Raw genomic sequence first — 22,939 nt, 5'->3', positions numbered from 1 at the left:
GAACGAACCGGACCTAAGCGTAGGGTGTTCCTGCAGGTCAGGGAAGCATTCGTGCATTCGGATGGGGTTGTCCCCGAGGTGGCTGCTACGCGGACGCCGGCGCGGCCAGATGGTCCAGGATCCTGGTCCGCACCGCCGGGTCGCCGAGGATCTTGTTGTGCCCCAGCCCGGTGGTGGTGAACAGCTCGCTCGACGCCGCGTGGGCGTCGTGGAGGCGCTCGGACAGGACGTGCGGATTCATGCGGTCCCCGGCGTCGTGCACCCACAGGGTGGGGACCTGCGCCGGGACCGCGCGGGCCAGCAGGTCGAAGCGCTCGTAGACGCCCGGGTGGCCGGGTAGGCCGTACCGCTGGACGGTGGTCGCGAAGCGGTCCCGCAGGTCCCAGGGGATCCCGGCCGCGCGGACGAACCCGTCCGTGGCGGCGCGGACCGACGTGAGGCCGGAGATCCCGGTGAACCGCTCGGCCCTGACTCCCTCGTGCAGCGCGACCCCGGCGGCGAGCACGCCGAGCGAGTGCCCGACGACCGCCGCCCACGGTGCGTCCTCGGCGTCGGACAGTCGGCGGATGATGTCGAGGTCGTCGAGCCCGCTGCGGTGGCGTCCGCCGGAGGCGCCGTGGGCGGGTGCGTCGTAGGCGACGACCCGGAGGCCCGCGCCGGTGAGGTCCTCGACGATCCGGCCGAACGCCGAGGCGCGGGACCGCCAGCCGTGGACCAGCAGGACCGCGGGCGCGCAGGGGTCGCCCCACATGTAGGTGGCGACCGGGACGGTCCGCCCCGGGCCGCGCTGATCTGCCCCGGCGGCCGGGCCGCTGCGGAAGGTCGGGTGGTGCGCGAGCGAGCCGCGGCGGGCGGAGTCGTGGACCGGCCGGTCGGCGAGCCGGACCGGCGCGGGCGGGCCGACCCGCCAGTACGTGGCCGCGCCGAGCGTCAGCGCGAGCGGGGGAGCGGTGCGCCCGAGGATGCGGAACGTGGCTCGGGTGATGCGCTGGGTGTGGGGCACGGGGACCTCCGGTGGATGCCGAAACAATCTGTACGATCGTTCGCACACTATCGGATGTGCGCACGGTCGTACACTCTCTTGTATGGACCAGTCGACCGACCTGCGCCGGGCCCGCGGTGACCGCACGCGGCGCGCCGTGCTGGATCACGCGGTGCAGGAGGCGTCCGTGCGTGGTCTCGACGCCCTGTCCTTCGGCGTGCTCGCGACGTCGGCGCCCGTGAACAAGAGCGCGATCGCCGGGCTGTTCGGGTCCAAGGAGAAGCTCCAGCTCGCCGCGGTGGAGCGGGCCATGGAGATCTACACGGAGCACGTGATCGTCCCGGCGCGGTCCGCGCCGCGCGGCCTGCCCCGGTTGTGGGCCCTGGTGCTGGCCTGGACCGAGTACTCCCGCTCGCGGGTGTTCCGCGGCGGGTGCTTCTTCCGCACCGTCGAGGTGGAGTTCGACATGCGCGAGGGCGCCGTGCGGGACGCGGTCGTCGCGGCACAGCGGTCCTGGGAGTCGTACGTCGGGCACCAGGTGCGGACGGCGGCCGACGCCGGCGAGCTGGCTCCCGGCACCGACCCCGACCAGGTGGAGTTCGAGATCAACGCGCTGCTGAACGCGGCCAACGACCGCTCGCTCCTGTTCGGCGACGACGCCGTGTACCGGCGTGCCGAAGAGGCGGTCCGGGCCCTCCTGGTGGCGCACGGCGCGGACCCGGCCGTTCTCCGCTGAGCCGAGCCCGCAGGGGTCAACCGGTGTACACCTGGTCGTTACCCTCTGTTCATGGTGACGCGGCGTGAGGTTCCCGACGATGCTCCCGAACCGGCCGTGGCCGTCGAGCTCGCCACGACGCGCTGGGGTGCCGGACCCGGCACGGCGCTCCTGCTGCACGGCATCGGGTCGGCGGGCGCCACCTGGTGGCGGCTGGCGGAGAGCCTCGCCGAGGACGGCCACGAGGTGGTCGCCCCCGACCTGCGCGGCCACGGGAGCAGTCCGCGCGCCGACTCCTACCTGCTCGCCGACCACGTCGCCGACGTGCGCGCCCTCGGCACCGGCTGGGACCTCGTGGTGGGGCACAGCCTCGGAGGCCTGCTGGGCGCGCTGGCCGCCGTCGACGACCGCCGGTTCACCCGGCGCCTCGTGCTGCTGGACCCGGCGCTCGACCTCCCTGACGACCGGTTCGAGACGGGCGCCGCGGAGGAGATCGCCGCGGTCACCCACCCGCCGTCGGCCCGGGCCGTGCAGGCGGCGCACCCGACCTGGGACCGGCGCGACGCGACGGCGGTCGCGGACGCCGCGAAGGCCGCGGACGCCACCGCGGTGGCCCACACCCTGCGGGACAACACGCCGTGGCGGTACACGGGTGTCATCTCCCGCCTCGTCGTCCCGACGCTCGTGCTCGGCGCCGACCCCGCCCACAGGGCGCTGTTCCGCCCCCGCACGGGCGTCGAGCTGATGATCCGCAACCCGAGCGTGCGCGTGCGCGTCGTGGTGGGCGCCGGGCACGCCGTGCACCGCGACCGGCCTACCGCGGTCGCTGCCGCCGTCCGGTCGTTCCTCTGGTGAGGAGGCCGACGGAACCGGAGTTAAGGTCGGGCAGTGAGTTCCTCCGCATCCGCCCGCAGGCAGCTGGTCGCGCTCGCCGAGAAGGGTTTCGACGGGCCGTGGCGGCACGCACGCGGTGACTTCACGGGCGACGCCCGCCCGGCGGCGGTCCTCGTGCTGTTCGGCGTCCTGGACGGCCTGGCGGCCGACCGCGACGACCACGACCTCGCGGTGCCCGCCGACCTCGACGTCCTGCTGCTGGCGCGGGCCGCCACGCTCCGTAGCCACGCCGGCCAGGTCGCCTTCCCCGGCGGCCGCACCGACGACGGAGAGGACGCCGTGGCGGCCGCCCTCCGCGAGGCGGTCGAGGAGACCGGGCTGGACCCGGCGGGCGTGGAGGTGCTCGGCACGTTCGACGAGCTGCCCATGCCGGTCAGCAACCACGTGGTCACCCCGGTGCTCGGCTGGTGGTCCCGCCCCACGCCCGTCGGTGTGGTCGACGTCGCCGAGTCCGCGCACGTGTTCCGCGCCCCCGTGGCCGACCTCCTGGACCCCGCCAACCGCTTCACCGTGGTCGCCCGCCGCGGTAACCGGACCTGGCGCGGCCCGGGCTTCCACGTGCACGACGGCGACCTCACGCACCTGGTCTGGGGATTCACCGCAGGGGTCCTGGACGCCATGTTCGACCAGCTCGGCTGGACCGAGGACTGGGACCGCACCAAGGAGCTCGGCATCTCATGACGCTCACCGCTGACGCCCGAAGGAGTACCCGATGACCGAGGTGACCCGCGACGCGATCCGCGCCGCCGCGACCCTGATCCGTCCGCACGTGCGGCACACCCCCGTGCTCGACGTAGACCTGGCGGACTTCGGCCGCCCCGCGCACCCCGTCACACTCAAGCTCGAGTGCCTGCAGCACTCCGGCTCGTTCAAGGTGCGCGGCGCGTTCACGAGCCTCCTGACGCGCGACGTGCCCGACGCCGGAGTGGTCGCCGCCTCGGGCGGCAACCACGGGGCCGCGGTCGCCTACGCGGCCGCCCGGCTCGGGATCCCGGCGACCGTCTTCGTGCCGAGCGTCACCTCGTCGGCGAAGGCCGACCGGATCCGCGGCTACGGCGCCAAGCTCGTCGTCGGCGGCGACCGGTACGCCGACGCGCTCGCCGCCAGCGAGGAGTTCGTCGCAGGCACCGGCGCCATGACCGTGCACGCCTACGACCAGCCCGAGACGCTGATCGGCCAGGGCACGCTCGGCGCGGAGATCGCCCAGGACCGGCCCGATATCGACACCCTGCTCGTCGCCGTCGGCGGCGGCGGGCTCATCGGCGGCATCGCCGCGTGGTTCCGCGGCGACGTCAAGGTGGTCGCCGTCGAGCCCGAGGGCGCACCGACCCTGCACCGGGCGCTCGCGGCCGGCGTGCCCGTGGACGCGCCGACCGAGGGCATCGCCGCCGACTCGCTGGCACCCCGGCAGGTGGGGCGGCACATGTTCCCGCTCGCCCAGCAGTTCGTGGCCGAGTCGGTGCTGGTCACGGACGACGCCATCGCGGCGGCCCAGCTCTCCCTCTGGGAGACGGCCCGGGTCGTGGCGGAGCCGGGCGGTGCGGCCGCGCTCTCGGCGCTCCTGTCCGGGACCTACGTGCCAGAGCCCGGGGAGCGGGTCGCGGTGCTGGTGTGCGGGGCGAACACGACCGCCGTGCGGTTCTGAGCCGTCCCGTCCTGAGCGTGCGCTCCCGGGTGCCGGCCCAGACGGCTCAGGCGCCGGCCGCGGCGGGGGCCTCCTCGTCCTCGACGGCCTCGTCCTCGTCCTCCTCGTCGTCCGGTTCCTCCGGCCCTGCGACCAGGAGGTCGATGTGTACGCCGAGGAGCGCCCCGTCGGCGCCGTGCGTGGTGACGACGGGGTAGAAGCCGTCGCCCCAGCCGGAGTGGCTGAGCACCACGTTCTCGCCGGCGGTGGCCAGCGGCAGCGTGATGTTGGCGCAGCCGTCCCGGTAGTGCCCCGGGTCGTCCTGGAGCGCGAACCAGGACCGGTCGGTGCCGTTGTCGAAGAGGTCCTCGTGCCAGTCGTCGTCCCGGGGCGGCATGCAGGCGGTGACCGCCCCGGCGTCCGCGAAGGCCACCGTCCCGGCGTCGACGCCGACGCCGTAGAACTCGTCGCCTGTGGGCGGCTCGGCGTCGTCCGGGGAGACCAGCCGCACCTCGGCGACGGGAGCGGCGTCGGAGACCACGAGGGACAGGTAGGCCTCCCGCGGGTGGCTGCCGTCCCGGTCCTCCGAGACGTCGGCGACGGTGACCCGCACCGGGTAGGAGCCCGCCGGTACGGTGGCCACGAGGCCGTCACCCAGGCTGACGTAGGGGTCGGACGCCTCGACCTTGCCGGACGGCACGTGCAGGACGCCGAGGTCGTGCACCGTCTGGGGATAGGGAGTGCCGTCGGGCGTGCCGGGCCGGAGGGCGAAGAAGGGCCTGAGGTAGGACATGCGAGGAACCTACCGACGACCACCGACAGTCGGCCACGGACTCAGCCGAAGAGCTGCTCGACCGCGTGCTCCCCGACGCCGACCATGATCGGGTGCGTGTCCGGGTAGGAGAAGCAGATGGTCGTGTACAGCAGCGCCCAGCCCTGCGCCCGGCGCCACATCCCGGCGTCCCAGCCGCGTCCGTCCCGCGCCCGGGCGTCCACCACCCGGCGGAAGCGGTCCCGGCCCTCGGCGTCGAAGGTGAGCCACATCGCACCCAGGTCCGACGCAGGGTCGCCGCTGGTCACGTCCCCGAAGTCGATCACGGCGGAGAGCCGGTCGCCGTCGGCCACCAGGTTGGCCGGGTGGGGGTCGCCGTGCAGCCACACGGGGACGCCGTCGTACCCCGGGGCGTCGGCGGCGTCGGCCCACAGGTCGCGGGCCCGGTCGTGGAGCCGCTCCGGGAGCAGGCTGAGGCGGTCCTCGAAGGTCGCCGTCCGCTCCGCGACGGGGATGCCGCGGAACCTGTTCCCCGGCGCGTCCTCGGGTGCGGGCTGGTGCAGCGCCACGAACACGCGCGCCAGGTGCTCGGCCCACGGCGTGCGCTCCACCGCCGGGACGGCGGCCGCGGGGACGCCGTCGGCCCACCGCACGACGCCCCACGGCCACGGGTAGCCGAGCGCCGCGCTGGGCGCGCCCGTGCGGACCGGGACGGGGACCGGCACGGGCAACCGCGGGGCGAGCAGCGGGAGCACCCGGTGCTCGTTGCGCATGAGCTCCGCCCCGAGCTCCCGCCGGGGGAGGCGCAGTGCGAGGTCGTCGCCCAGCCGGATCATGACGTTGTCCCACCCGTTCGCGACCAGCTCGAGCGGCAGGTCGGCCAGATCGGGGTGCTGCTCCTTCAGGAGCGATCGGCTGAGGTCGACGGTGACGTCGAGGTCGGCGGCGACCACGGCGGCCTCCTTGGTCCTGGTGCGTTGCCTGGGTGCGTTGGGCGGGCGGTCAACGGTACCGGGTCGGCGCTCGCGGGCGAGGGCGCCTGCCACCGGTAGGCACAGAACCGGCCCGTGCGCCACGCCCGAGCGCGGTGCGACCCTGGGAACGTTCTGCGAACCGTCCGCGTTGACACCAGGCCCAAACAACGAGGAGACCCGTGCAGCAACGCCAGATCGAGCAGTCCGCCGAGCAGGAGTACGTCGACGCCCTGTACGCCCGGTTGGACCGGGAGGTGGCCCGCGTCCGCGCGGACCTCGACGACGCCGTCCGCGGCTCCTCGGCCGACCCCGAGGAAGCATTCACCCGCGAGGTGCGGGTCGGCATGCTCAACCGCCGGGCGCGCACCCTGGGAGCCGCCGAGCACCATCTCTGCTTCGGCCGGATCGACCACACGGACGGCCGCTCGCTGCACATCGGCCGCACCGGCCTCAGCGACGGCGACGACCAGCTGCTCGTGGACTGGCGCGCCGACGCCGCCCGCCCCTTCTACGCCGCCACAGCCGCGCACCCCATGGGGTTGCACCGGCGCAGGCACCTGCGCCTGGAGGACCGCACAGTCACCCGCGTGAGCGACGAGATCCTGGACGGCGCGGAGCCCGGGCCGGAGGACGTCGTCGGCGACGGGCCGCTGCTGGAGGCCATCAGCGCCCGGCGCACCGGACGCATGCGCGACGTCGTGTCCACGCTGCAGGCGGAGCAGGACGCGATCATCCGCTCCGCGCACCGTGGCGTCACCGTCGTGGAGGGCGGTCCCGGCACCGGCAAGACCGTGGTCGCCCTGCACCGTGCCGCCTACGTCCTCGCGGGCTTCGAGGAGGCGCGGGCCGACGGCGTGCTCGTGCTCGGCCCGGGCTCGCGCTTCCTCGACTACATCGCCGAGGTGCTGCCCTCCCTGGGGGAGAACGACGTCGCGATGACCACCGCCGACCGCCTGGTCGCCGACGCCCTCGACATCGGTCTCGACCTCGACGACACGCCCGAGGCGGATCACGCCCTGCGCCGCGCGGCGGGGGACGTGCGGCTGGCCGACGAGCTGGCCGAGACGGTCCGGCGGTACCAGGCGCCCGACGGCACGCTCACCGTGGTGGTCGACGGCGACGCGATCACCATGGACACCCATGCGCTCGCCGAGGCGCGGGCGACCGCCGGCGGCGCCGGCCTGCCGCACAACCAGGCCCGGTCACTGTTCAAGGACCTCGTCGTGGACTTCGTGTCCGACGAGGTGCAGGCACGCGCACGGGTCATGCTCGCGAAGCTGGACGAGGACATCGAGGTGCTCACGGGTGGCGTGAACGTCGACAAGGCGGCGGCGAAGGACCTGGAGCGCCTCGGGTTCGGCCCGGACGAGGGCGGCGCCTTCGGGCACGCCGCCGCGGTGGCCGAGCTCGACCCCGGCGCCCTGCGCGCCGAGCTCGCCGACGATGCCGCCCTGGAGCGGGCCGTGGAGGCCGCGTGGCCGCACCTCGAGGCGGCCGACGTGGTGCTGGACGTGCTCGACGCGCACCCGGGGCTCGTGGTCGACGGCGTCCCGGAGGGCGACGGGGCCTGGGCCACCCCGCACCTCCCGTTGCTCGACGAGGCCGAGCACCTGCTGAACGGCCCGCCCGCCCGGACGTACGGGCACGTGGTCGTGGACGAGGCGCAGGAGCTGACGCCCATGCAGTGGCGTTCGGTGCTACGCCGCTGCCCTGGCCGGTCCATGACGGTGGTCGGCGACCTCGCCCAGGCAGGCCCGGCGACCGGCGCGGCGTCCTGGGCCGACGCGCTGGGCAGCGACCTGGCCAAGCGGGCCGACGTCCGCACCCTGACGGTCTGCTACCGCACCACCGCTGAGGTCCTGGCCGCCGCGGCACCGCTGCTCGCGCAGATCGCCCCGGACCAGCCGCCGAGCCGCGCGGTCCGGCACGGGGACGAGCCCCGCCGTCGGGCAGCGGGCGGCGACCTGGCCGCGGCAGTGGTCGAGGAGGTGGCCACGGAAGCGACGTACGGCGACCTCGTGGCGGTGGTGGCCGCCGACGACGTGGCGCCCGCCCTCGCCGAGGCCCTGTCCGAGGCTCGGTCCGATTCTGGGTCGGATTCTGAGTCGGGTTCTGGGTCGGATTCTGGGTCGGGTTCGCTGTCCGCTCCTGTGGCCGGCAGCGTGCGCGTGGTGCCCGTCTCCCAGGTGCGCGGCCTGGAGTTCGACGCGGTCGTGGTGGCCGACCCGGAGGGTATCCGGCAGGCCCGGCCGGGCGGTGAGCGCGACCTCTACGTGGCGCTGACGCGCCCGACCCGGCGCCTGGTGATCGTCGAGTGATCCTCGGGCCGGGTCACCAGCTCGTGGCGACCGGCATGCCCTCCTGGTAACCGGCCGCCGACTGGATGCCGACCACCGCACGTTCGGAGAACTCGGCGAGCGAGCGCGCGCCCGCGTAGGTGCAGGAGGACCGCAGGCCCGACGTGATCTCGTCGAGCAGGTCCTCGACGCCCGGCCGGGCCGGGTCGAGGTACATCTTGCCGGTGGAGATGCCCTCCTCGTAGAGCGCCTTGCGGGCGCGCGCGAACGCGGTCCCCGCACCGGAGTTGCGGGCCGCGACCGCGCGCGCCGAGGCCATGCCGAACGAGTCCTTGTAGAGCCGGCCCGTGCCGTCGGACTTCAGGTCGCCGGGCGACTCGTGCGTGCCGGCGAACCAGGAGCCCACCATCACCTGCGACGCGCCGGCGGCCAGCGCCAGGGCGACGTCGCGCGGGTGGCGCACACCGCCGTCGGCCCAGACGTGCTTGCCGAGCTCGCGCGCGGCCGCCGCGCACTCCAGGACCGCGGAGAACTGCGGGCGGCCGACGCCGGTCTGCATGCGCGTGGTGCACATCGCGCCCGGGCCCACGCCGACCTTGAGGATGTCGGCGCCCGCCGCGACGAGGTCGCGTACGCCCTCGGCGGTGACGACGTTGCCCGCGACCACCGGCACCGTCGGGCCGACCGACCGCACTGCCTCCAGGGCGGCGAGCATCTTGGTCTGGTGGCCGTGCGCGGTGTCGACGACGAGCACGTCCACGCCGGCCGCGAGCAGGTCCTTCGCCTTCGCGGCGACGTCGCCGTTGATCCCGACGGCGGCACCGATGCGCAGCGCCCCCGACGCGTCGAGGGCGGGCGAGTAGATCGACGAGCGCAGCGCGCCCTTGCGGGTGAGGATCCCGGCGAGGCGCCCGTCGCGCACCACCGGAGCCAGGTCGAGGCGCGCGGAGTGCAGCACGTCGAACGCGGCCTCCAGCCCGCCGGGGCTGTCCAGGAGGGCGGCGTCCAGGATGCGGGGCTCGGTGGACATCACCTCGGCGACCCAGGTGAACCGGTCCACGTCGACGCAGTCCGACTCCGTCACGACGCCGACCGGCCGCTCGTCCTCGACGACGACGGCGGCACCGTGCGAGCGCTTGCCGAGCAGGTTCAGCACGCTGGCCACGGTGTCGTGCGGGGAGACCACCACCGGCGTCTCGATGACGGGGTCCTTCGCCTTCACGTCGGCGACCACTCCCGCCACGACGTCGGCCGGGACGTCCTGCGGGATGATCGCGATGCCGCCGCGCCGCGCGACGGTCTCCGCCATGCGGCGGCCCGCCACGGCGGTCATGTTGGCGACGACGACGGGGATGGTGGTGCCGGTGCCGTCGTCGGACGCGAGGTCGACGTCGAACCGCGACGTGACGTCCGAGCGCGACGGCACGAGGAAGACGTCGCCGTAGGTGAGGTCGGTGGCGGGGCTCTGCTCGGGGAGGAATCGCACGTTCACCAACAGTAAAGACTTCTGCACGCCCTGCCTATGAGTCCGGCCACATCGTTGTGGAGGTATCGGAGACGGCCGAGGGAGGCGACACTCTCGTGGCACAGTGGAGAGGTCGGCGCCCCTTAGAGTGGGGCCCCGATTCCCCTGCTGGGGGACACGACGAGAGGACGAGCATGGGCCTGCTGAGCGACATCCGTTCGCCTGAGGACGTCCGGGCGATGACGCCCGGCCAGATGCCGGAGCTCGCCGAGGAGATCCGCAGGTTCCTCGTGGAGAGCGTCTCGCGCACAGGTGGTCACCTGGGCCCGAACCTCGGTGTCGTCGAGCTGACCATCGCCATGCACCGGATCTTCGACTCGCCGCGTGACGCCATCGTGTTCGACACCGGCCACCAGGCCTACGTGCACAAGCTGCTCACGGGCCGCCAGGACTTCTCCGAGCTGCGCAAGCGCGGCGGCATGTCGGGCTACCCGAGCCGGGCCGAGTCGCCGCACGACATCGTGGAGAACTCGCACGCCTCGACCGCGCTGTCCTGGGCGGACGGCATCGCCAAGGCCAACCAGGTGCGCGGCAAGGACGACCACGTCGTCGCCGTCATCGGCGACGGCGCCCTCACGGGCGGTATGGCCTGGGAGGCGCTGAACAACATCGCCGAGAGCCGGGACCGCAAGCTCGTCGTCGTCGTCAACGACAACGGCCGGTCCTACTCGCCGACCATCGGCGGCCTCGCCAACCACCTCGACACGCTGCGCACCACCAGCGGGTACGAGGCCTTCCTCAGCTGGGGCACGCGCGCGCTGCACCGCTCCGGCCCGCCCGGACGCTTCGCCTGGCGCTGGCTGCACGGCCTGAAGAAGGGCCTCAAGGACGTCGTCGCCCCCCAGGGCCTGTTCGAGGACCTCGGCATCAAGTACATCGGCCCCGTCGACGGCCACGACACCGAGGCGCTCGAACGGGCGCTCGGCCGCGCCAAGGCCTACGGCCGTCCGGTGATCGTGCACGCCATCACGGAGAAGGGCCGCGGGTACAAGCCCGCCGAGGAGGACATCGCCGACCGGTTCCACGCCGTCGGCGTCATCCACCCCGAGACGGGCCTGCCTGTCGCCCCCAGCCGGTTCGGCTGGACCAAGATCTTCGCCGACGAGATCGTGCAGATCGGCCGCCGCCGGCCCGACGTCGTCGCCATCACGGCCGCCATGCTGCACCCCGTCGGGCTCGCGCCTTTCCAGGAGCAGTTCCCGGAGCGCACCTTCGACGTCGGCATCGCCGAGCAGCACGCCGTGACCTCGGCCGCCGGCATGGCCTACGCCGGGCTGCACCCCGTCGTCGCCGTGTACGCGACGTTCCTGAACCGCGCGTTCGACCAGGTACTCATGGACGTGGCCCTGCACAAGGCAGGCGTCACCTTCGTCCTGGACCGCGCGGGCATCACCGGTGACGACGGCGCCAGCCACAACGGCATGTGGGACATGGCGATGCTGCGGATCGTGCCCGGCCTGCGCCTGGCCGCCCCGCGCGACGAGGCGACGCTGCGTGCGGCCCTGCGCACCGCTGTCGACGTCGACGACGCCCCCACCGTGGTCCGGTACCCCAAGGGTGCCGTGGGCGACGACATCCCGGCCGTCGAGGAGCTCGACGGCGTGGACGTCGTGGGGCGGTTCGAGGGTTCGGCCGGCGGGGCGAACCGACGCGTGCTCGTCGTCGGTGTGGGCTCCATGGCGGGCTGCGCCCTGGACACCGGCGCGGCGCTCGCGGCGCACGGCGTCGAGGTCACCGTCGCGTCGCCGACCTGGGTGCTGCCCGTCCCGGAGAACCTGGTCAAGCTGTGCGGCGAGCACGAGCTCGTGGTCACGCTGGAGGACGGCGTGGTCGACGGAGGCGTGGGCGACATGCTCGCGCAGCGCGCGGGGGAGCAGGGCATCGGGACGCCGCAGGTGCACGTCGGCCTGCCGGTGGCGTTCCTCGACCACGCGAGCCGCGACCACATCGTCAAGGCGCAGCGGATGACCGCCGCGGACGCGACGCGCGACGCTCTCGCGGCTCTCGCGCTGCTGTGACCCACGAGCACCGTCGGAAACGTGTGAGACTTCCCTGGTGAGAGGCACAGGAACTGCGACAAGGCGGACCGTCGGCGTCGAGGAAGAGCTGATGCTGATCGGGCACGACGGGGCCCCCATCCCACGGGCCCGCGCCGTCCTCGACAGCGCGGAGCCGGCCGACGGGCCGCTGGAGCACGAGCTCATGGAGGAGCAGATCGAGACGGCCACGCCGCCGCACTCGACGCTGGAGGAGATCGCCGCCGCGATCCGGGAGGGCCGGGCCGGCGCCCAGACGGCGGCCGACCGGCACGACGCCCGCATCGCCGCCCTGGGCACCTCACCCCTGGCGCTCGCCGGCACGACCGTCGGCAAGCTCAGGTATCTCCTGGCGCGCGCCGAGTTCGGCCTGACGGCCCGCGAGCAGCTGACCAGCGGCTGTCATGTGCACGTCGCGGTGGCGGACGACGCCGAGGGCGTCGCCGTCCTCGACCGCATCGGGCCGTGGCTCGCGCCGCTGCTCGCCCTGTCCTCCAACTCGCCGTACTGGATGGGCGACGACTCCGGGTACGCCAGCTTCCGCTCCCAGGTCTGGTCGCGCTGGCACACGGCGGGCCCGACCCGAACCTTCGGCACCCCGGAGGCGTACCACGCCGCGGTCGGGGGACTGGTCGCGACCGGCACCATCCTGGACGAGGGAATGGTCTACTTCGACGCCCGGCTGTCCGCGCGCTATCCCACGGTCGAGATCCGGGTCGCCGACGTGTGCCTCTCCGCGGACACGGCGACCCTGCTGGCCGCGCTGGCCCGAGGGCTCGTGGAGACGGCCGCCCGGACGGCCGACACCCCGGCGCCCGACGTGCCCGTCGAGATCCTGCGCACGGCGCTCTGGCGGGCCGGGCGTTCCGGGCTCGGCGGCGACCTCCTGGACCCCCGCACCTGGCGGCCCGCCCCCGCGCACGACGTCGTCGGCGCGCTGGTCGACCATGTCCGCGACGCGCTCGCGGACATGGGCGACCTCGATACCGTGACCGAGCTGCTGGGCGGGCTCTGGTCCGGTGGGGACGCGGCGACGCGCCAGCGGTCCTGGGCCGCGGAGGCGGACGGTGACCTCGGCGCGGTGGCCCGGCGCGCGGCGGACGTGACGCTGCTGTGATGTGACGCTGCTGTGATCTGACGCTGCCGATGAGCGGCGCTCACCAGTAGTTGCCGGCCATGTCCCGTGTCGGCTTGCGCGGCTCGTTGACGAGGACCGCGGGGTCGCAGCCGAACAGCTCGGCGATCACCCCGACCTGGTCGAGCGTCCAGGGCGTCCTCCCGCGAAACCGGTCGGAGACGGCGGCGCGGGACAGCCCGACCTCGGCTGCGATCTGCCCCTGGCTCAGACCCCGGCGGGCCGCCTCGAACCGGATGGCCGCGGCGCACAGGCGAGCCAGCCCGTCGCGGCGCAGGCGCGGCGCGGGGCCGGATCGCGGTCCCGGCGTCCGCGTCGTCGTCGACGTCGGGATCGAGGGTGCCGTCGAAGAGCGGGTCCAGGTCCAGCGGGTCGTAGTTGGTGCGTGCCATGAGTCCAGCGTGCCGCCGATTCAGATGCGGCGTGTCAGGCCGTCCACAGGGCTGGAGGTCTGGAAGCCTGGGCCGCCGCGTCCGGGTCGGGCATACCCGGACGAGGGGTGCCGGGTGTCGCGAAAATCGTTCAGCCGAGCCCCGGCAAGATCACGTCACCTGAACTGTTCAGCTGGGACCGACCATGCGGGGCTCAGGTGAACGAATTTCGCGGCACCTGGCACCCTCCACCTGGGTACAGCCGACCCGCCGTCGCCCGACCCGCCGTCGCCCGACCCGCCGTCGCCGTCGCCGTCCAGAATTCAGGTTGCCCGGCCGCGAGCGGGCCTGGAACGGTTCGTGGATGGACCTTGCCAGCGCCTTCCCGCCGTTCGGCCTCCGGGTCGTCTGCGGCGACCTCGAGCTGCGCCTGCCCGACGACGCCGAGCTGCTCCGCCTGGCCGACGTCGCCGTTGCCGGCATCCACCCGCCCGAGCGGCGGCCGTTCGTCTTCCCCTGGAACCTCGGAGAGCCGGCCGAGGTGCGCCGCGGTCTCCTGCAGTTCCACTGGTCGGCGCGCGGGAAGATGTCGCCCGAGCTCTGGGCGCTGGAGCTCGCGGTCTTCCGGCACGGGGAGCCGATCGGCATCCAGAGCGTGGGCGGCAGGGCGTTCGGCGTGACGCGGACGGGCGGGACCGGCTCGTGGCTGGGCCTGGACCACCAGGGCCAGGGCATCGGCAAACGGATGCGCTTGATGGCCCTGCACCTGCTCTTCGAGGGGTTCGACGCCGCCGACGCCACGACGGAGGCGTTCGACGACAACCCGGAGTCGAACGGGGTGACGCGTGCGCTCGGCTACGCGCCGAACGGCGTTGTGCGGCAGGAACGGCAGGGCGAGCCCGCCACCGAGAACCGGTACCGCATGACGCGTGAGGCGTGGGCTGCGCGCCCGGACGGGCACCGCCTGGACGTCACCCTGGAGGGTGTGGCCCCGGTCCGGGCGATGCTCGAGATGGACCCTCGGTCCTAACCGCTCAGGTCCTAACCGCTCAGGTCCTAACCGCTCAGGTCCTAACCGCTCAGGTCCTAACCGCTCAGATCCTGGCCGCTCAGCCGTAGATCGTCTCGACGTACTGCGGGCCGTAGTGCTGCTCGACCTCCGCGAGGGTCTGTTCCGGACGTTCCAGGGTGTGCGCGATCACGGCGCGGCGGGGCACCGACTCCGGGTCCCACGCGTCGGGGTCCCACGCCTTGGAGCGCAGGAACGCCTTGGAGCAGTGGTGGAAGACCTCCTCGACGTCGATCTCGAGGGCGAGCACGGGGAGGTTGCGGCGCACCTGGAGCTCCGCGAGGTACGGCGCGTCGCGGACGATGCGGGCCGAGCCGTTGACCCGCAGCGTGTCGCCCCGGCCCGGGATCACGAAGATCAGTCCCACGTGCGGGTTCTCGAGCACGTTGAGGTACCCGTCGGTGCGCCGGTTGCCGGGGCGCTCCGGGATGGCGATGGTGCGGTCGTCCAGGATGCGCACCAGCGAGCCGGCCGGGTCGCCCTTCGGGGAGACGTCGAGGTTGCCGTCGGCGTCCGACGTCGCGACCAGGCACAGGGGCGAGGCCTCGAGCCACTGCCGGTCGAGGTCGTGGAGGGCCGTCCGCACCTTGCCGGCGGCAGGGCCGAGGGGCGGCGGGATGATCTCGCGGAGCTCCTCGACGCTCGTGACGGTCGTTCCGCCGAACCTGCTCGGCCGGCTGCTCAGCTCGTGGGTCATGGCCTCAACATAGGCCGGGCACGCCGGTCACGACCAGTGAACTATCGCGCACCAGGCGAATGGGGCATGTCAGACCATCCGGGTACGCTCGCAGCGCCATGACCGAGCAGACGACCCTCCCCAGCCCAGCAGATGCCCCAGCCGGTCCGCCCCGGCCCTGGAAGGCGCGAGCGGCCCGCCGCGTCGTGGAGCAGGCCCAGGCGCTGCTCGACGACGCCCGGCTCCTCACCACCGCGGACGTCGGCCTGCGCGAGCACGTCCGCGACGCCTACACGGCCACCCGTGAGGTACGCGTGCACGCCGACCTGCGCACGGTCGGCGTCGCAGCACTGGAGGAGCGGCGCAAGAAGCTGCGGGTGGCTGTCCTGGAGAAGGCCGGGTTCAAGCACGTCACGCAGGTGCTCATGGCGGGCACCGACCGGCTCGTCGAGGCGGGTATCGGCGCCGGGACGGCGAAGCTCGCCACCAGCGCGGCGCGCGAGCTCGCCGACGAGGTGGACGCCGACCTGCGGTTCCGCATCGACGTCGATCCCGACGACCCGTACGCCACGGTGCTCGTCCAGACCCTGTACGCGTTCGGCCTGGCCACCGACGCCCGCCACCGCCACCTGGACGAGGCGCGCCGCGTGGCCGCCGTCGTACCGGGGCAGCTGGAACCCGCCGCCCTCGCCACGAACGTCTGGCGCCGCTTGCTCGCGCCCGGCGACCGCAAGGCCGCGGCCTTCGCTGCGGTCTCCGCGCTCGCGGACCTGGTGGCCGTCGCACGCCTCACGGACGACGCGCGGGCGGTGCGCGCCGCCGTCGGGCAGCCGCCGGAGGCCGCGGAGGTGTGGGCGGACTTCGAGGCCCGGTCGGCGGAGTACTACGGGTTGCTGTCGCAGGTCGTGGACCTCGGCGACGACCACGAGGCCGCCGAGGGCGGCCTGCCCGCGGACGTCGTGCGGCGGGTCGAGGCGCAGCCGCTGGACCGGACCCTGCTGCGCGCCAACCTGCGCGGCTACCAGCAGTTCGGCGCCAAGTACGCGCTGGTGCAGCGCCGCACGATCCTCGGCGACGAGATGGGCCTGGGCAAGACCATGCAGTCGATCGCCGTGGCCGCCCACCTCGTGGCCACGGGCGGCACGCACGTGCTGGTCGTGTGCCCGGCGAGCGTCGTCACGAACTGGAAGCGCGAGGTGGAGCAGCACTCCGACCTGACGGCGGTCGTGATGCACGGCAACGACCGGGAGAAGACAGCGGCCGTCTGGCTCGACGGCGGTGGTGTCGCGATCACGACGTTCGAGGTGCTGGGCCGGCTGGACCTGCCGTACGACCTCGCACCGGCGCTCCTGGTCGTGGACGAGGCGCACTACGTGAAGAACCCCGACACGATCCGCGGCCGCGAGGTGCGGCGCTGGGCGGACCGGTCCGAGCGTGTCCTGTTCCTGTCCGGCACGCCGATGGAGAACAAGGTCGCCGAGTTCAAGAACATGGTGGGCTATCTGCAGCCCGAGGTCGCCGGACAGCTCGACCCGAACGCCGACCTGTCCGGAGCCAGGGCCTTCCGGCGGATCGTCGCGCCCGCCTACCTGCGGCGCAACCAGGAAGACGTGCTCACCGAGCTGCCCGAGATGGTGCAGGTCGAGGAGTGGGAGCAGTTCGGCCCCGTGGACGGCGCCGCCTACCGTGACGCCGTGCTCGCGGGGAACTTCATGGCGATGCGGCAGGCCGCCTTCGCGGTGTCCGACGCCGCCGAGTCCGCGAAGCTGGTGCGCCTGCGGGAGCTGGTCACCGAGGCCGTCGACGGCGGCCGCCGCGTCATCGTCTTCTCGTACTTCCTGTCGGTCCTGGAGAAGGTGATGGACCTGCTCGGCGACCTCGCGGTCGGCCCGCTGAACGGGTCCGTGCCCGTGCACGAGCGGCAGGCCATGGTGGACGCGCTGTCCGAGCCGGGCGGGCCCTCCGTGCTGGTCAGCCAGATCACCGCCGGGGGCGTCGGCCTGAACGTGCAGGCCGCGAGCGTGGTCATCTTCTGCGAGCCACAGGTCAAGCCCACCATCGAGGCGCAGGCCGTCGCCCGCGCGCACCGCATGGGTCAGACGCGCACGGTCCAGGTGCACCGGCTCCTCGTCGAGCAGTCCGTGGACCAGCGGATGATGGAGATCCTCGGGTCCAAGTCGGCGCTGTTCGAGGAGTTCGCCCGCCAGTCGGAGATCACCGACGCCTCGCCGTCGGCGGTGGACGTCGCGGCGCCGACCGAGACGTCCCTGTCGCGGACGATCCTCGCCGAGGAGCAGGAACGGCTGACCCGCACCATGAGATGACCGTCGGCAACCCATATGGGTGTGATAACCGGTTCGATCGGGATTGCGGTTCACTGACGTCGTGTCCCTGCTGACGTCACCAACCGGTGCGACGGTCACGCCCGCCCGCTCGCCCGGCCGGCTGCTCGCACCGGCCCGACGCGTCGTGCCGTTCGTCGGGCGCACCACCGAGCTCGCGGCGCTCCTCGACTGGTGCACGGGCCACGAGCCGGTAGCGATCCGGCTGGTCAGCGGCCCGCGCGGCGTCGGGAAGACGCGGCTCGCCCGCGAGGCGGCACACACGATGGCCCTCGCCGGCTGGACCTGCCTCGACGTGCCCGACGGCGCCGAGCCCGCCGCGCTCGCCGCCGTACCGGACGGCGCCCCCGCGCTCCTGGTGCTCGACGACGCCGAGACGCGCGGCCCTGCGCTCGCGGATCTCCTCCGGGAGGCTGCTCGTGGCCGCAACGGTGCCCTCCGCATCCTGCTGGTCGCGCGCGGGGTCGGGCAGTGGTTCAACCGGCTCGCCGCGACCGACCTGACCGTTCGTAGCCTGCTCGAGCCGGCGCGGGCAGGGCACGACCTTCCCGCCGAGGTGTTCCCCGGGCAGGTGGACGCCCGGCTCGTCACCGCATTCGTGGAGCCCTACGCGCGGGCCCTCGGTGTCGCCGTGCCGCGGGTCGCCGTCGCCTCGGTGCCCGGTGGGGCCCGGATGCTCGACCTGCACGCGGCCGCGCTCTGCGCCGTCCTGCGCACGCAGGCGCGGCAGCCGCGGGGCGCGCTGCCCGTCGACGTGTCCGACGCTCTCGGGGAGCTGCTCGAGCACGAGCGCTGGGCCTGGTTCCGCTCGGCGGAGGACGCCGGGCTGCTCGGTGAGCCCGGGGTCCTGGCGGAGGCCATCGATGGCCTGGTCGCCGCGGCGACGCTCACCGGCGTGCGCACCGCGGACGCGGCGGAGAACCTCGTGCGTCGCGTGGCGGACGTCGTCCCGGGTGTGCGTCCGGGCGTGGAGGGCGACGTCGGGCGGTGGCTGCTCGGGCTCGATCCGCAGCGGGCGCTGCCCCGGCGCCTGGTGGATCCGCACCTGCTGGGCGAGCTCACGGACACGCCACGGCTGCACAGGGCCTGCCTCGTGGGGGCGGCGGCGCCGACGGCGCGGCGGGCAGCCCTGCGCGTGGCCGGCCTCGTCGCGGACAGGCTGGACGGCCGGTCGGCGGACCTGGGCGCAGCCCTCGACCAGCTCGGGGCGACGGTCGCGGCTCTCCCGCAGGACGGTGACCTGCTGCGTTCCGTCACCGGGGCGCTGCCGCACCCGTCGCTCGCGCTGGGCGAGCTGCGCGCCGAGCTGACGCTGCGCACGCTCGCCGTCACCCCGGACGGCGACCCCGCGTGCCGCGCCGAGGCCCTGGGCGACGTCGGCGTGGCGCTCGGCGGGGTGGGCCGCGCCGCGGACGCCGAGCGGTACGAGCGGCAGGCCGTCGCACTGCTCCGCCAGCTGGCCGGGACGGACCCGCACCGGTTCCGGCCGCGCCTGGCCGCGCTGCTCGCGAACATGGGCACCACCTTCTCCGACCAAGGACGGCCGCAGGAGGCGCTGCGGTGCGAGGAGGAGGCGGTCGAGCTGCTCCGGCTCGTCGATGCCGACCACCCCGGCGTGGTGACGCTCGACCTGACGACAGCGGTGTCGAACCTCGCCGTGACGTTCGCGGAGCTGGGCAAGCCGCTGGCCGCGCTCGCGCCGAGCCGGGAGGCGGTGGAGCTCTGGCGCGGGATCGCGGGCCGCCACCCCGACCGGTTCACGGCGGCGCTGGCGCTGTCCCTGATGAACGTGGCCCGGCGGCTGCTGGAGCTCGGCCGGGGGGCGGAGGCGTGGCAGGCCGCCGAGGAGTCGCTGGAGATCCGGCGTCGGCTGGCCGCCGCCGACCCGGACGAGCACCTGTCGGCGCTGGGCGACTCCCTCGAGGTCATGGGTAGCGTGCTCAGGGACCAGGATCGGGGTCAGGAGTCGCTGCGATATCTCGAGGAGGCGGTCGAGATCCGGCGCCGGACGGCCGAGGAGAATCCCGGCCGGTACCTGGCGGACCTCGCATACTCGCTCCAGGCGCTGGGCACGCAGCTCTCGGACCTCGGACGGCGGGACGAGGGCCTCGGGCTGCAGCAGGAGGCGGTCGAGGTGCGGCGGCGGCTCGCCGCCGGCAATCCCGGACGGTACGTGGCCGGGCTGGCCGAGGCTCTGTCCGCCCTCGGCGTGACCTACTCCCGCCTGGACCGGCCGCAGGATGCTCTCAACGCGGAGCGCGAGGCGACCAGGACCTGGCGTGAGCTGGCCGGCGGCGACCCGCACCGCTACCGGCCCTGGCTGGCGCAGTCGCTGACGAACCTGAGCTCGATCTTCGCGGTCCTGCGGCTCGGTGACGAGGCGGTGGAACCTGCGAGCGAGGCGGTGACGCTCCTGCGGGAGCTCGCCGCGGAGAACGCGCCGAGGTACGCACCGCGGCTCGCGGAGGCGCTGCGGGTGCTGGCGCTCGCACTGCACGACCAGGAGCGGTTCGACGAGGCGCGGCGGGCGCGGGGCGAGGCGGAGGAGCTGGGCGGGGCACCTGGGGGATGACCAGATGGTCGGGTGCGCTGTCCGAAAATAGCTAGACTTTACGAACACATTGCCCTAACCTGGCGGCCCGGGGGCCGGGAGATGTGCGTGGAGACGGCTGGGGTGGTCCACATGCAGCGTTGGGCACGCGCAGGCCTCCTGGTTGTCGCGGTGTACCGCGGGCACCTGGTGCCGGCCGGCTGTCATCCTCCTGCCGACGGGTGTGTCGCACGGGGAGGTCAGGGTGAGCACCCGGGTGTTGCGTCATGACGGAGCAGGGAGCATGGGCAAGGGGTGGTCTGGCCGTCGTTGCGCTCGGTGTCGCGTCGAATCTCGCCCTGACCTTCGTGCCGGATGTCATCCCTGAACGGACGGCCCAGGTCATCGTCTACAGCATGACGGCAGTGGTCGTGTTCGTTGCGCCCCTATGGGTGTATCGCGAAGTGATCGAGTCGTCGCGGCGTCGAGACCAGGAGCGGCATCGGATGCGGGGTATCGATGCGGTAGGTGGTGACTACAGCCGGGAGACCGATGCCCACGACGTCTGGAGGTCGGCGGAGGAACATGTGGTCTGCTTCGGGGTCGGGCTGACCGGTGTCACGAAGGACGTCGACCACGTCGTCGAGGCGGTAGGCCGGGGTGTCCGGGTCGACTTCGTGATGGTGGATCCACGCTGGCTGCGTGCGCACCGGCGCGTACGTGGCCTGCTGGACGACTTCTATGACGAGTACGCGTTCGTGGACCGGGTGGAGAAAGCGCACGCGACCATTACGGCGCTCGCTCACCGGTTCGGCGAGGACGGTGAGAACGGCGAGGTGCGCCTGCACACCTACCAAGCCTGGGTGCAGCACAGTGCGACGATCGCCGACCCCTGGTCGGACCGGCCGAAGGGCTACATGGAGTTCCATGTCTTCCGTCGCCGTCCCGCCTGGATCCGCCTGGTCGTGTCCGGGTTCGATGGCCCCCGGGACAACCGGCCGTACGTCTCGCACATCCTGCACGAGGTGGACCGGCTGATCGGGTACCAGCTGGCGAGTGCCGGCTCGGCCTGAGCTGGTGCACGCGTTCGGGTGGACGAGCGTGACGATGCCTTCAGCGGCGCTGCCCGGAAAGCGTGTGGCATCATCCAGCGATGCCCTTGGAAAAGATCGCCCTGATCAGCGACGTGCACGGCAACCTCACCGCACTCGAGGCGGTGCTCGACGACATCGAGGCGCGCGGCGTCGAGCGGATCATCAACCTCGGTGACTTCGTGGGAAAGGGCCCGCGAGGCGGTGAGGTCGTCGATCGGTGCGACAAGGTGTGTGACGTCAACATCCGGGGCAACTGGGACGATCATCTGCCCGTGTGGAGCGGCGACTCGGCACCGGAGATGACCTGGTGGCGCGACGAGCTTCGCCCGGATCAGCGCGACTGGCTGATGGCGCTACCGATGAGCCACGACCTGCTGGTCAGCGGGCGGCATATCAGGCTGTTCCACGCGTCTGCGACCAGCCCCCACGTGCGGGTGCGTGCCAAGCACACGGCAGAGGAGTTCGCGGGGATGTTCGCCAGCACCGCGATGACGGGGGATGGTCCACCCCCGTCCATGGTCGGCTACGGCGACATCCACGAGACCTTCGTCGAGGTGGAGCGGGGCCGGACCCTGTTCAACGTGGGCAGCGTGGGCAACCCGCTGGACGAGCCTGTTCCCAGCTACGCGATCCTGGAGGGTGTCGTGGACGAGCCGGACCAGGCACCGTTCGGGCTGCAGCTCGTCCGGGTGCCGTACGACATCGAGGCCGAGATCGCTGCCGCCGCACGTCTCGGTATGCCGGCCCTCGAGCCCTACGCCGCCGAGCTTCGTACGGCGGTCTACCGGCGTGCGCTCGCCCCCCTGTGAGGTCAGCCGGAGGCGCAGGTGCCGCTCTGTGCCTCCGGCCGTGGCCAACGGCTCAGGAAGGTCGCTTCACGACGATGTCGGACCAGACCTTTTCCGGTCTCTCCGGATCCTGTGACCTATGTTCCTCCACCGTGCATGTCGCACCGAACCGACCGATCGCGACCCGCTCCACCAGGTTGCGGAACGTCGCCCTCGTGTAGTGGTTCCGCCACCGCAGGTCGCTCAAGGGCTGTCCAGGTGCCGGGTTCTGGCTGTCGAGCTTCGAGCGCAGGGCCTGGGAATGCTGCGCTTCGAGCGTGGTCGAGATGATCGCCGCACCGCCCGGCGCCACGTGATAGAGGAGCGCGTCCGTGATGTCCCGGTCCAAGGGTGGTGTGAAGAGGTGGACGAAGGCGGTCGCCAGGACCAGCTCGAACAGAGGCTCGTCCGGCACCCAGGTGCAGAAGTCCTGGCGGATGAACCTGGGGCGGTTGTCGAGCCCACCGCTCCCAGAGGCCGCACGGGCCGCAGAGACCATCTCTGAGCTCGACTCGATCCCGGTCACCGCATACCCGTGCTTGGCGAGGTAGAACGAGTTGGTCCCGACCGCGCTGCCGACGTCCAGGGCACGCGCCCCCGGCCGGCTGTCGAGTGTGGCAAGGATCGGCAGGAGCCACACGTCGTTGCCGGCATAGCGGGCCGGGGCGTGCCTCCGGTAGAGCGCTGCGCTCCCGTCGTAGGTCACCTCGTTCTTCGCTGATACGTGGGACTCGTGCGAGGTGAGCAGAATCGGTTCGCTAGGCACAGGGCGCTCCTGAACGTTCGTCGCCGGAAGGGGCCCACACATGGTGGGTCGCGCTAATTCAGATCTCTTCGGAAGCCATTTTCTGGAGAGGTCGAGCGCGTTCCGACGGGTGAATGGGATCTTGCCACGTGGCGCCCGAAAAGTGGTAGTCGAACGCACAGCGCTGCGAAGCAATTGCGCCTTGACGGGAGCGGGTCACCGGCGTGTCGGCGCGTGACGGAGGTGCAGCAAGGGCCGGAACCGGCGGCTCTCGCGGCAGTCTGCTATTGATGAGCACAAAATAACTACGGGATGCTCACGCAACTAACCG

The 22,939-nt window shown here is 73.0% G+C and carries 19 protein-coding genes; 12 read left to right on the top strand and 7 right to left on the bottom strand.

Going from position 1 to position 22,939, the window contains the following annotated elements; all coding sequences use genetic code 11:
- Positions 1 to 85: 85 nt before the first annotated feature.
- Complete coding sequence (locus LUU90_RS00915; RefSeq protein ID WP_275001312.1) at positions 86 to 1,003, bottom strand: alpha/beta fold hydrolase; 918 nt, start codon at positions 1,001 to 1,003, stop codon at positions 86 to 88.
- An 82-nt stretch (positions 1,004 to 1,085) separates the two neighbouring features.
- On the opposite strand from LUU90_RS00915, the gene LUU90_RS00910 reads away from it, so the two are divergent.
- From LUU90_RS00910 to LUU90_RS00895, 4 genes are read left to right on the top strand one after another with little or no spacing between them, the layout of a single operon-like run.
- Positions 1,086 to 1,718, top strand: coding sequence for a TetR/AcrR family transcriptional regulator (locus tag LUU90_RS00910; RefSeq protein WP_275001311.1), 633 nt, complete (start codon positions 1,086 to 1,088; stop codon positions 1,716 to 1,718).
- A gap of 51 nt (positions 1,719 to 1,769) precedes the next feature.
- The gene (locus LUU90_RS00905; RefSeq protein WP_275001310.1) at positions 1,770 to 2,552 is read left to right on the top strand and encodes an alpha/beta fold hydrolase; all 783 of its coding nucleotides are present in this window, start codon (positions 1,770 to 1,772) and stop codon (positions 2,550 to 2,552) included.
- Positions 2,553 to 2,585: 33 nt separating this feature from the next.
- On the top strand, positions 2,586 to 3,272 hold the full coding sequence (locus tag LUU90_RS00900) for an NUDIX hydrolase (RefSeq protein WP_275001309.1): 687 nt from the start codon (positions 2,586 to 2,588) through the stop codon (positions 3,270 to 3,272).
- 31 nt (positions 3,273 to 3,303) lie between these two features.
- Positions 3,304 to 4,236 carry a threonine/serine dehydratase gene (locus tag LUU90_RS00895; protein WP_275001308.1) on the top strand — a complete coding sequence of 311 codons (933 nt, stop codon included), beginning with the start codon at positions 3,304 to 3,306 and terminating at the stop codon, positions 4,234 to 4,236.
- Between the two features lie 46 nt (positions 4,237 to 4,282).
- On the opposite strand, the gene LUU90_RS00890 is transcribed toward LUU90_RS00895, so the two are convergent.
- Both LUU90_RS00890 and LUU90_RS00885 read right to left on the bottom strand, forming a co-directional pair.
- Positions 4,283 to 5,008 (bottom strand): DUF4241 domain-containing protein, encoded by a 726-nt coding sequence (locus LUU90_RS00890; RefSeq protein WP_275001307.1) that lies wholly within the window; start codon positions 5,006 to 5,008, stop codon positions 4,283 to 4,285.
- A 41-nt stretch (positions 5,009 to 5,049) separates the two neighbouring features.
- Positions 5,050 to 5,940 carry an aminoglycoside phosphotransferase family protein gene (locus LUU90_RS00885; RefSeq protein ID WP_275001306.1) on the bottom strand — a complete coding sequence of 297 codons (891 nt, stop codon included), beginning with the start codon at positions 5,938 to 5,940 and terminating at the stop codon, positions 5,050 to 5,052.
- A 200-nt stretch (positions 5,941 to 6,140) separates the two neighbouring features.
- On the opposite strand from LUU90_RS00885, the gene LUU90_RS00880 reads away from it, so the two are divergent.
- On the top strand, positions 6,141 to 8,279 hold the full coding sequence (locus tag LUU90_RS00880) for a HelD family protein (protein ID WP_275001305.1): 2,139 nt from the start codon (positions 6,141 to 6,143) through the stop codon (positions 8,277 to 8,279).
- Positions 8,280 to 8,292: 13 nt separating this feature from the next.
- On the opposite strand, the gene LUU90_RS00875 is transcribed toward LUU90_RS00880, so the two are convergent.
- On the bottom strand, positions 8,293 to 9,744 hold the full coding sequence (locus LUU90_RS00875; RefSeq protein WP_275001304.1) for a GuaB1 family IMP dehydrogenase-related protein: 1,452 nt from the start codon (positions 9,742 to 9,744) through the stop codon (positions 8,293 to 8,295).
- A 173-nt stretch (positions 9,745 to 9,917) separates the two neighbouring features.
- On the opposite strand from LUU90_RS00875, the gene dxs reads away from it, so the two are divergent.
- Together dxs and LUU90_RS00865 are read left to right on the top strand one after the other, a co-directional pair.
- A complete protein-coding gene (gene dxs / locus LUU90_RS00870) occupies positions 9,918 to 11,801 on the top strand; it encodes a 1-deoxy-D-xylulose-5-phosphate synthase (RefSeq protein ID WP_275001303.1) in 1,884 nt (627 codons plus the stop codon).
- Between the two features lie 37 nt (positions 11,802 to 11,838).
- Entirely contained in the window at positions 11,839 to 12,936 is a 1,098-nt protein-coding gene (locus tag LUU90_RS00865; protein WP_275001302.1) for a carboxylate-amine ligase, read from the top strand.
- Between the two features lie 40 nt (positions 12,937 to 12,976).
- On the opposite strand, the gene LUU90_RS00860 is transcribed toward LUU90_RS00865, so the two are convergent.
- Positions 12,977 to 13,165, bottom strand: coding sequence for a helix-turn-helix domain-containing protein (locus LUU90_RS00860; RefSeq protein WP_275001749.1), 189 nt, complete (start codon positions 13,163 to 13,165; stop codon positions 12,977 to 12,979).
- A gap of 524 nt (positions 13,166 to 13,689) precedes the next feature.
- On the opposite strand from LUU90_RS00860, the gene LUU90_RS00855 reads away from it, so the two are divergent.
- A complete protein-coding gene (locus LUU90_RS00855) occupies positions 13,690 to 14,355 on the top strand; it encodes a GNAT family N-acetyltransferase (protein ID WP_275001301.1) in 666 nt (221 codons plus the stop codon).
- A gap of 79 nt (positions 14,356 to 14,434) precedes the next feature.
- On the opposite strand, the gene LUU90_RS00850 is transcribed toward LUU90_RS00855, so the two are convergent.
- Positions 14,435 to 15,091, bottom strand: coding sequence for a pyridoxamine 5'-phosphate oxidase family protein (locus LUU90_RS00850; RefSeq protein WP_275001300.1), 657 nt, complete (start codon positions 15,089 to 15,091; stop codon positions 14,435 to 14,437).
- Between the two features lie 98 nt (positions 15,092 to 15,189).
- On the opposite strand from LUU90_RS00850, the gene LUU90_RS00845 reads away from it, so the two are divergent.
- From LUU90_RS00845 to LUU90_RS00830, 4 genes are all read left to right on the top strand, one after another.
- Positions 15,190 to 17,394, top strand: a complete 2,205-nt coding sequence (locus LUU90_RS00845; protein WP_275001299.1) for a DEAD/DEAH box helicase — start codon at positions 15,190 to 15,192, stop codon at positions 17,392 to 17,394.
- Between the two features lie 61 nt (positions 17,395 to 17,455).
- Positions 17,456 to 19,984: a tetratricopeptide repeat protein gene (locus tag LUU90_RS00840; RefSeq protein ID WP_275001298.1), complete on the top strand. Its 2,529-nt coding sequence runs from the start codon at positions 17,456 to 17,458 to the stop codon at positions 19,982 to 19,984.
- A 245-nt stretch (positions 19,985 to 20,229) separates the two neighbouring features.
- Complete coding sequence (locus LUU90_RS00835) at positions 20,230 to 21,015, top strand: hypothetical protein (protein WP_275001297.1); 786 nt, start codon at positions 20,230 to 20,232, stop codon at positions 21,013 to 21,015.
- A gap of 80 nt (positions 21,016 to 21,095) precedes the next feature.
- The gene (locus LUU90_RS00830; RefSeq protein WP_275001296.1) at positions 21,096 to 21,845 is read left to right on the top strand and encodes a metallophosphoesterase family protein; all 750 of its coding nucleotides are present in this window, start codon (positions 21,096 to 21,098) and stop codon (positions 21,843 to 21,845) included.
- Between the two features lie 52 nt (positions 21,846 to 21,897).
- Here LUU90_RS00830 and LUU90_RS00825 read toward each other — a convergent pair whose 3' ends face one another.
- Positions 21,898 to 22,629 carry an SAM-dependent methyltransferase gene (locus tag LUU90_RS00825; RefSeq protein ID WP_275001295.1) on the bottom strand — a complete coding sequence of 244 codons (732 nt, stop codon included), beginning with the start codon at positions 22,627 to 22,629 and terminating at the stop codon, positions 21,898 to 21,900.
- Positions 22,630 to 22,939 lie beyond the last annotated feature (310 nt).

The organism is Promicromonospora iranensis (genome assembly GCF_028994775.1).
In the GTDB taxonomy this organism is placed as follows: domain Bacteria; phylum Actinomycetota; class Actinomycetes; order Actinomycetales; family Cellulomonadaceae; genus Promicromonospora; species Promicromonospora iranensis_A.
Note: the sequence above shows the minus strand (reverse complement) of the source record. Positions and strands in the feature narration are given on the sequence as shown.

Coding starts and splice junctions, on each gene's coding strand:
- LUU90_RS00910 (WP_275001311.1), top strand. CDS start 1,086: ATGGACCAGTCGACCGACCTGCGCCGGGCCCGCGGTGACCGCACGCGG.
- LUU90_RS00905 (WP_275001310.1), top strand. CDS start 1,770: ATGGTGACGCGGCGTGAGGTTCCCGACGATGCTCCCGAACCGGCCGTG.
- LUU90_RS00895 (WP_275001308.1), top strand. CDS start 3,304: ATGACCGAGGTGACCCGCGACGCGATCCGCGCCGCCGCGACCCTGATC.
- LUU90_RS00890 (WP_275001307.1), bottom strand. CDS start 5,008: ATGTCCTACCTCAGGCCCTTCTTCGCCCTCCGGCCCGGCACGCCCGAC.
- dxs (WP_275001303.1), top strand. CDS start 9,918: ATGGGCCTGCTGAGCGACATCCGTTCGCCTGAGGACGTCCGGGCGATG.
- LUU90_RS00855 (WP_275001301.1), top strand. CDS start 13,690: ATGGACCTTGCCAGCGCCTTCCCGCCGTTCGGCCTCCGGGTCGTCTGC.
- LUU90_RS00850 (WP_275001300.1), bottom strand. CDS start 15,091: ATGACCCACGAGCTGAGCAGCCGGCCGAGCAGGTTCGGCGGAACGACC.
- LUU90_RS00845 (WP_275001299.1), top strand. CDS start 15,190: ATGACCGAGCAGACGACCCTCCCCAGCCCAGCAGATGCCCCAGCCGGT.
- LUU90_RS00835 (WP_275001297.1), top strand. CDS start 20,230: ATGACGGAGCAGGGAGCATGGGCAAGGGGTGGTCTGGCCGTCGTTGCG.
- LUU90_RS00830 (WP_275001296.1), top strand. CDS start 21,096: ATGCCCTTGGAAAAGATCGCCCTGATCAGCGACGTGCACGGCAACCTC.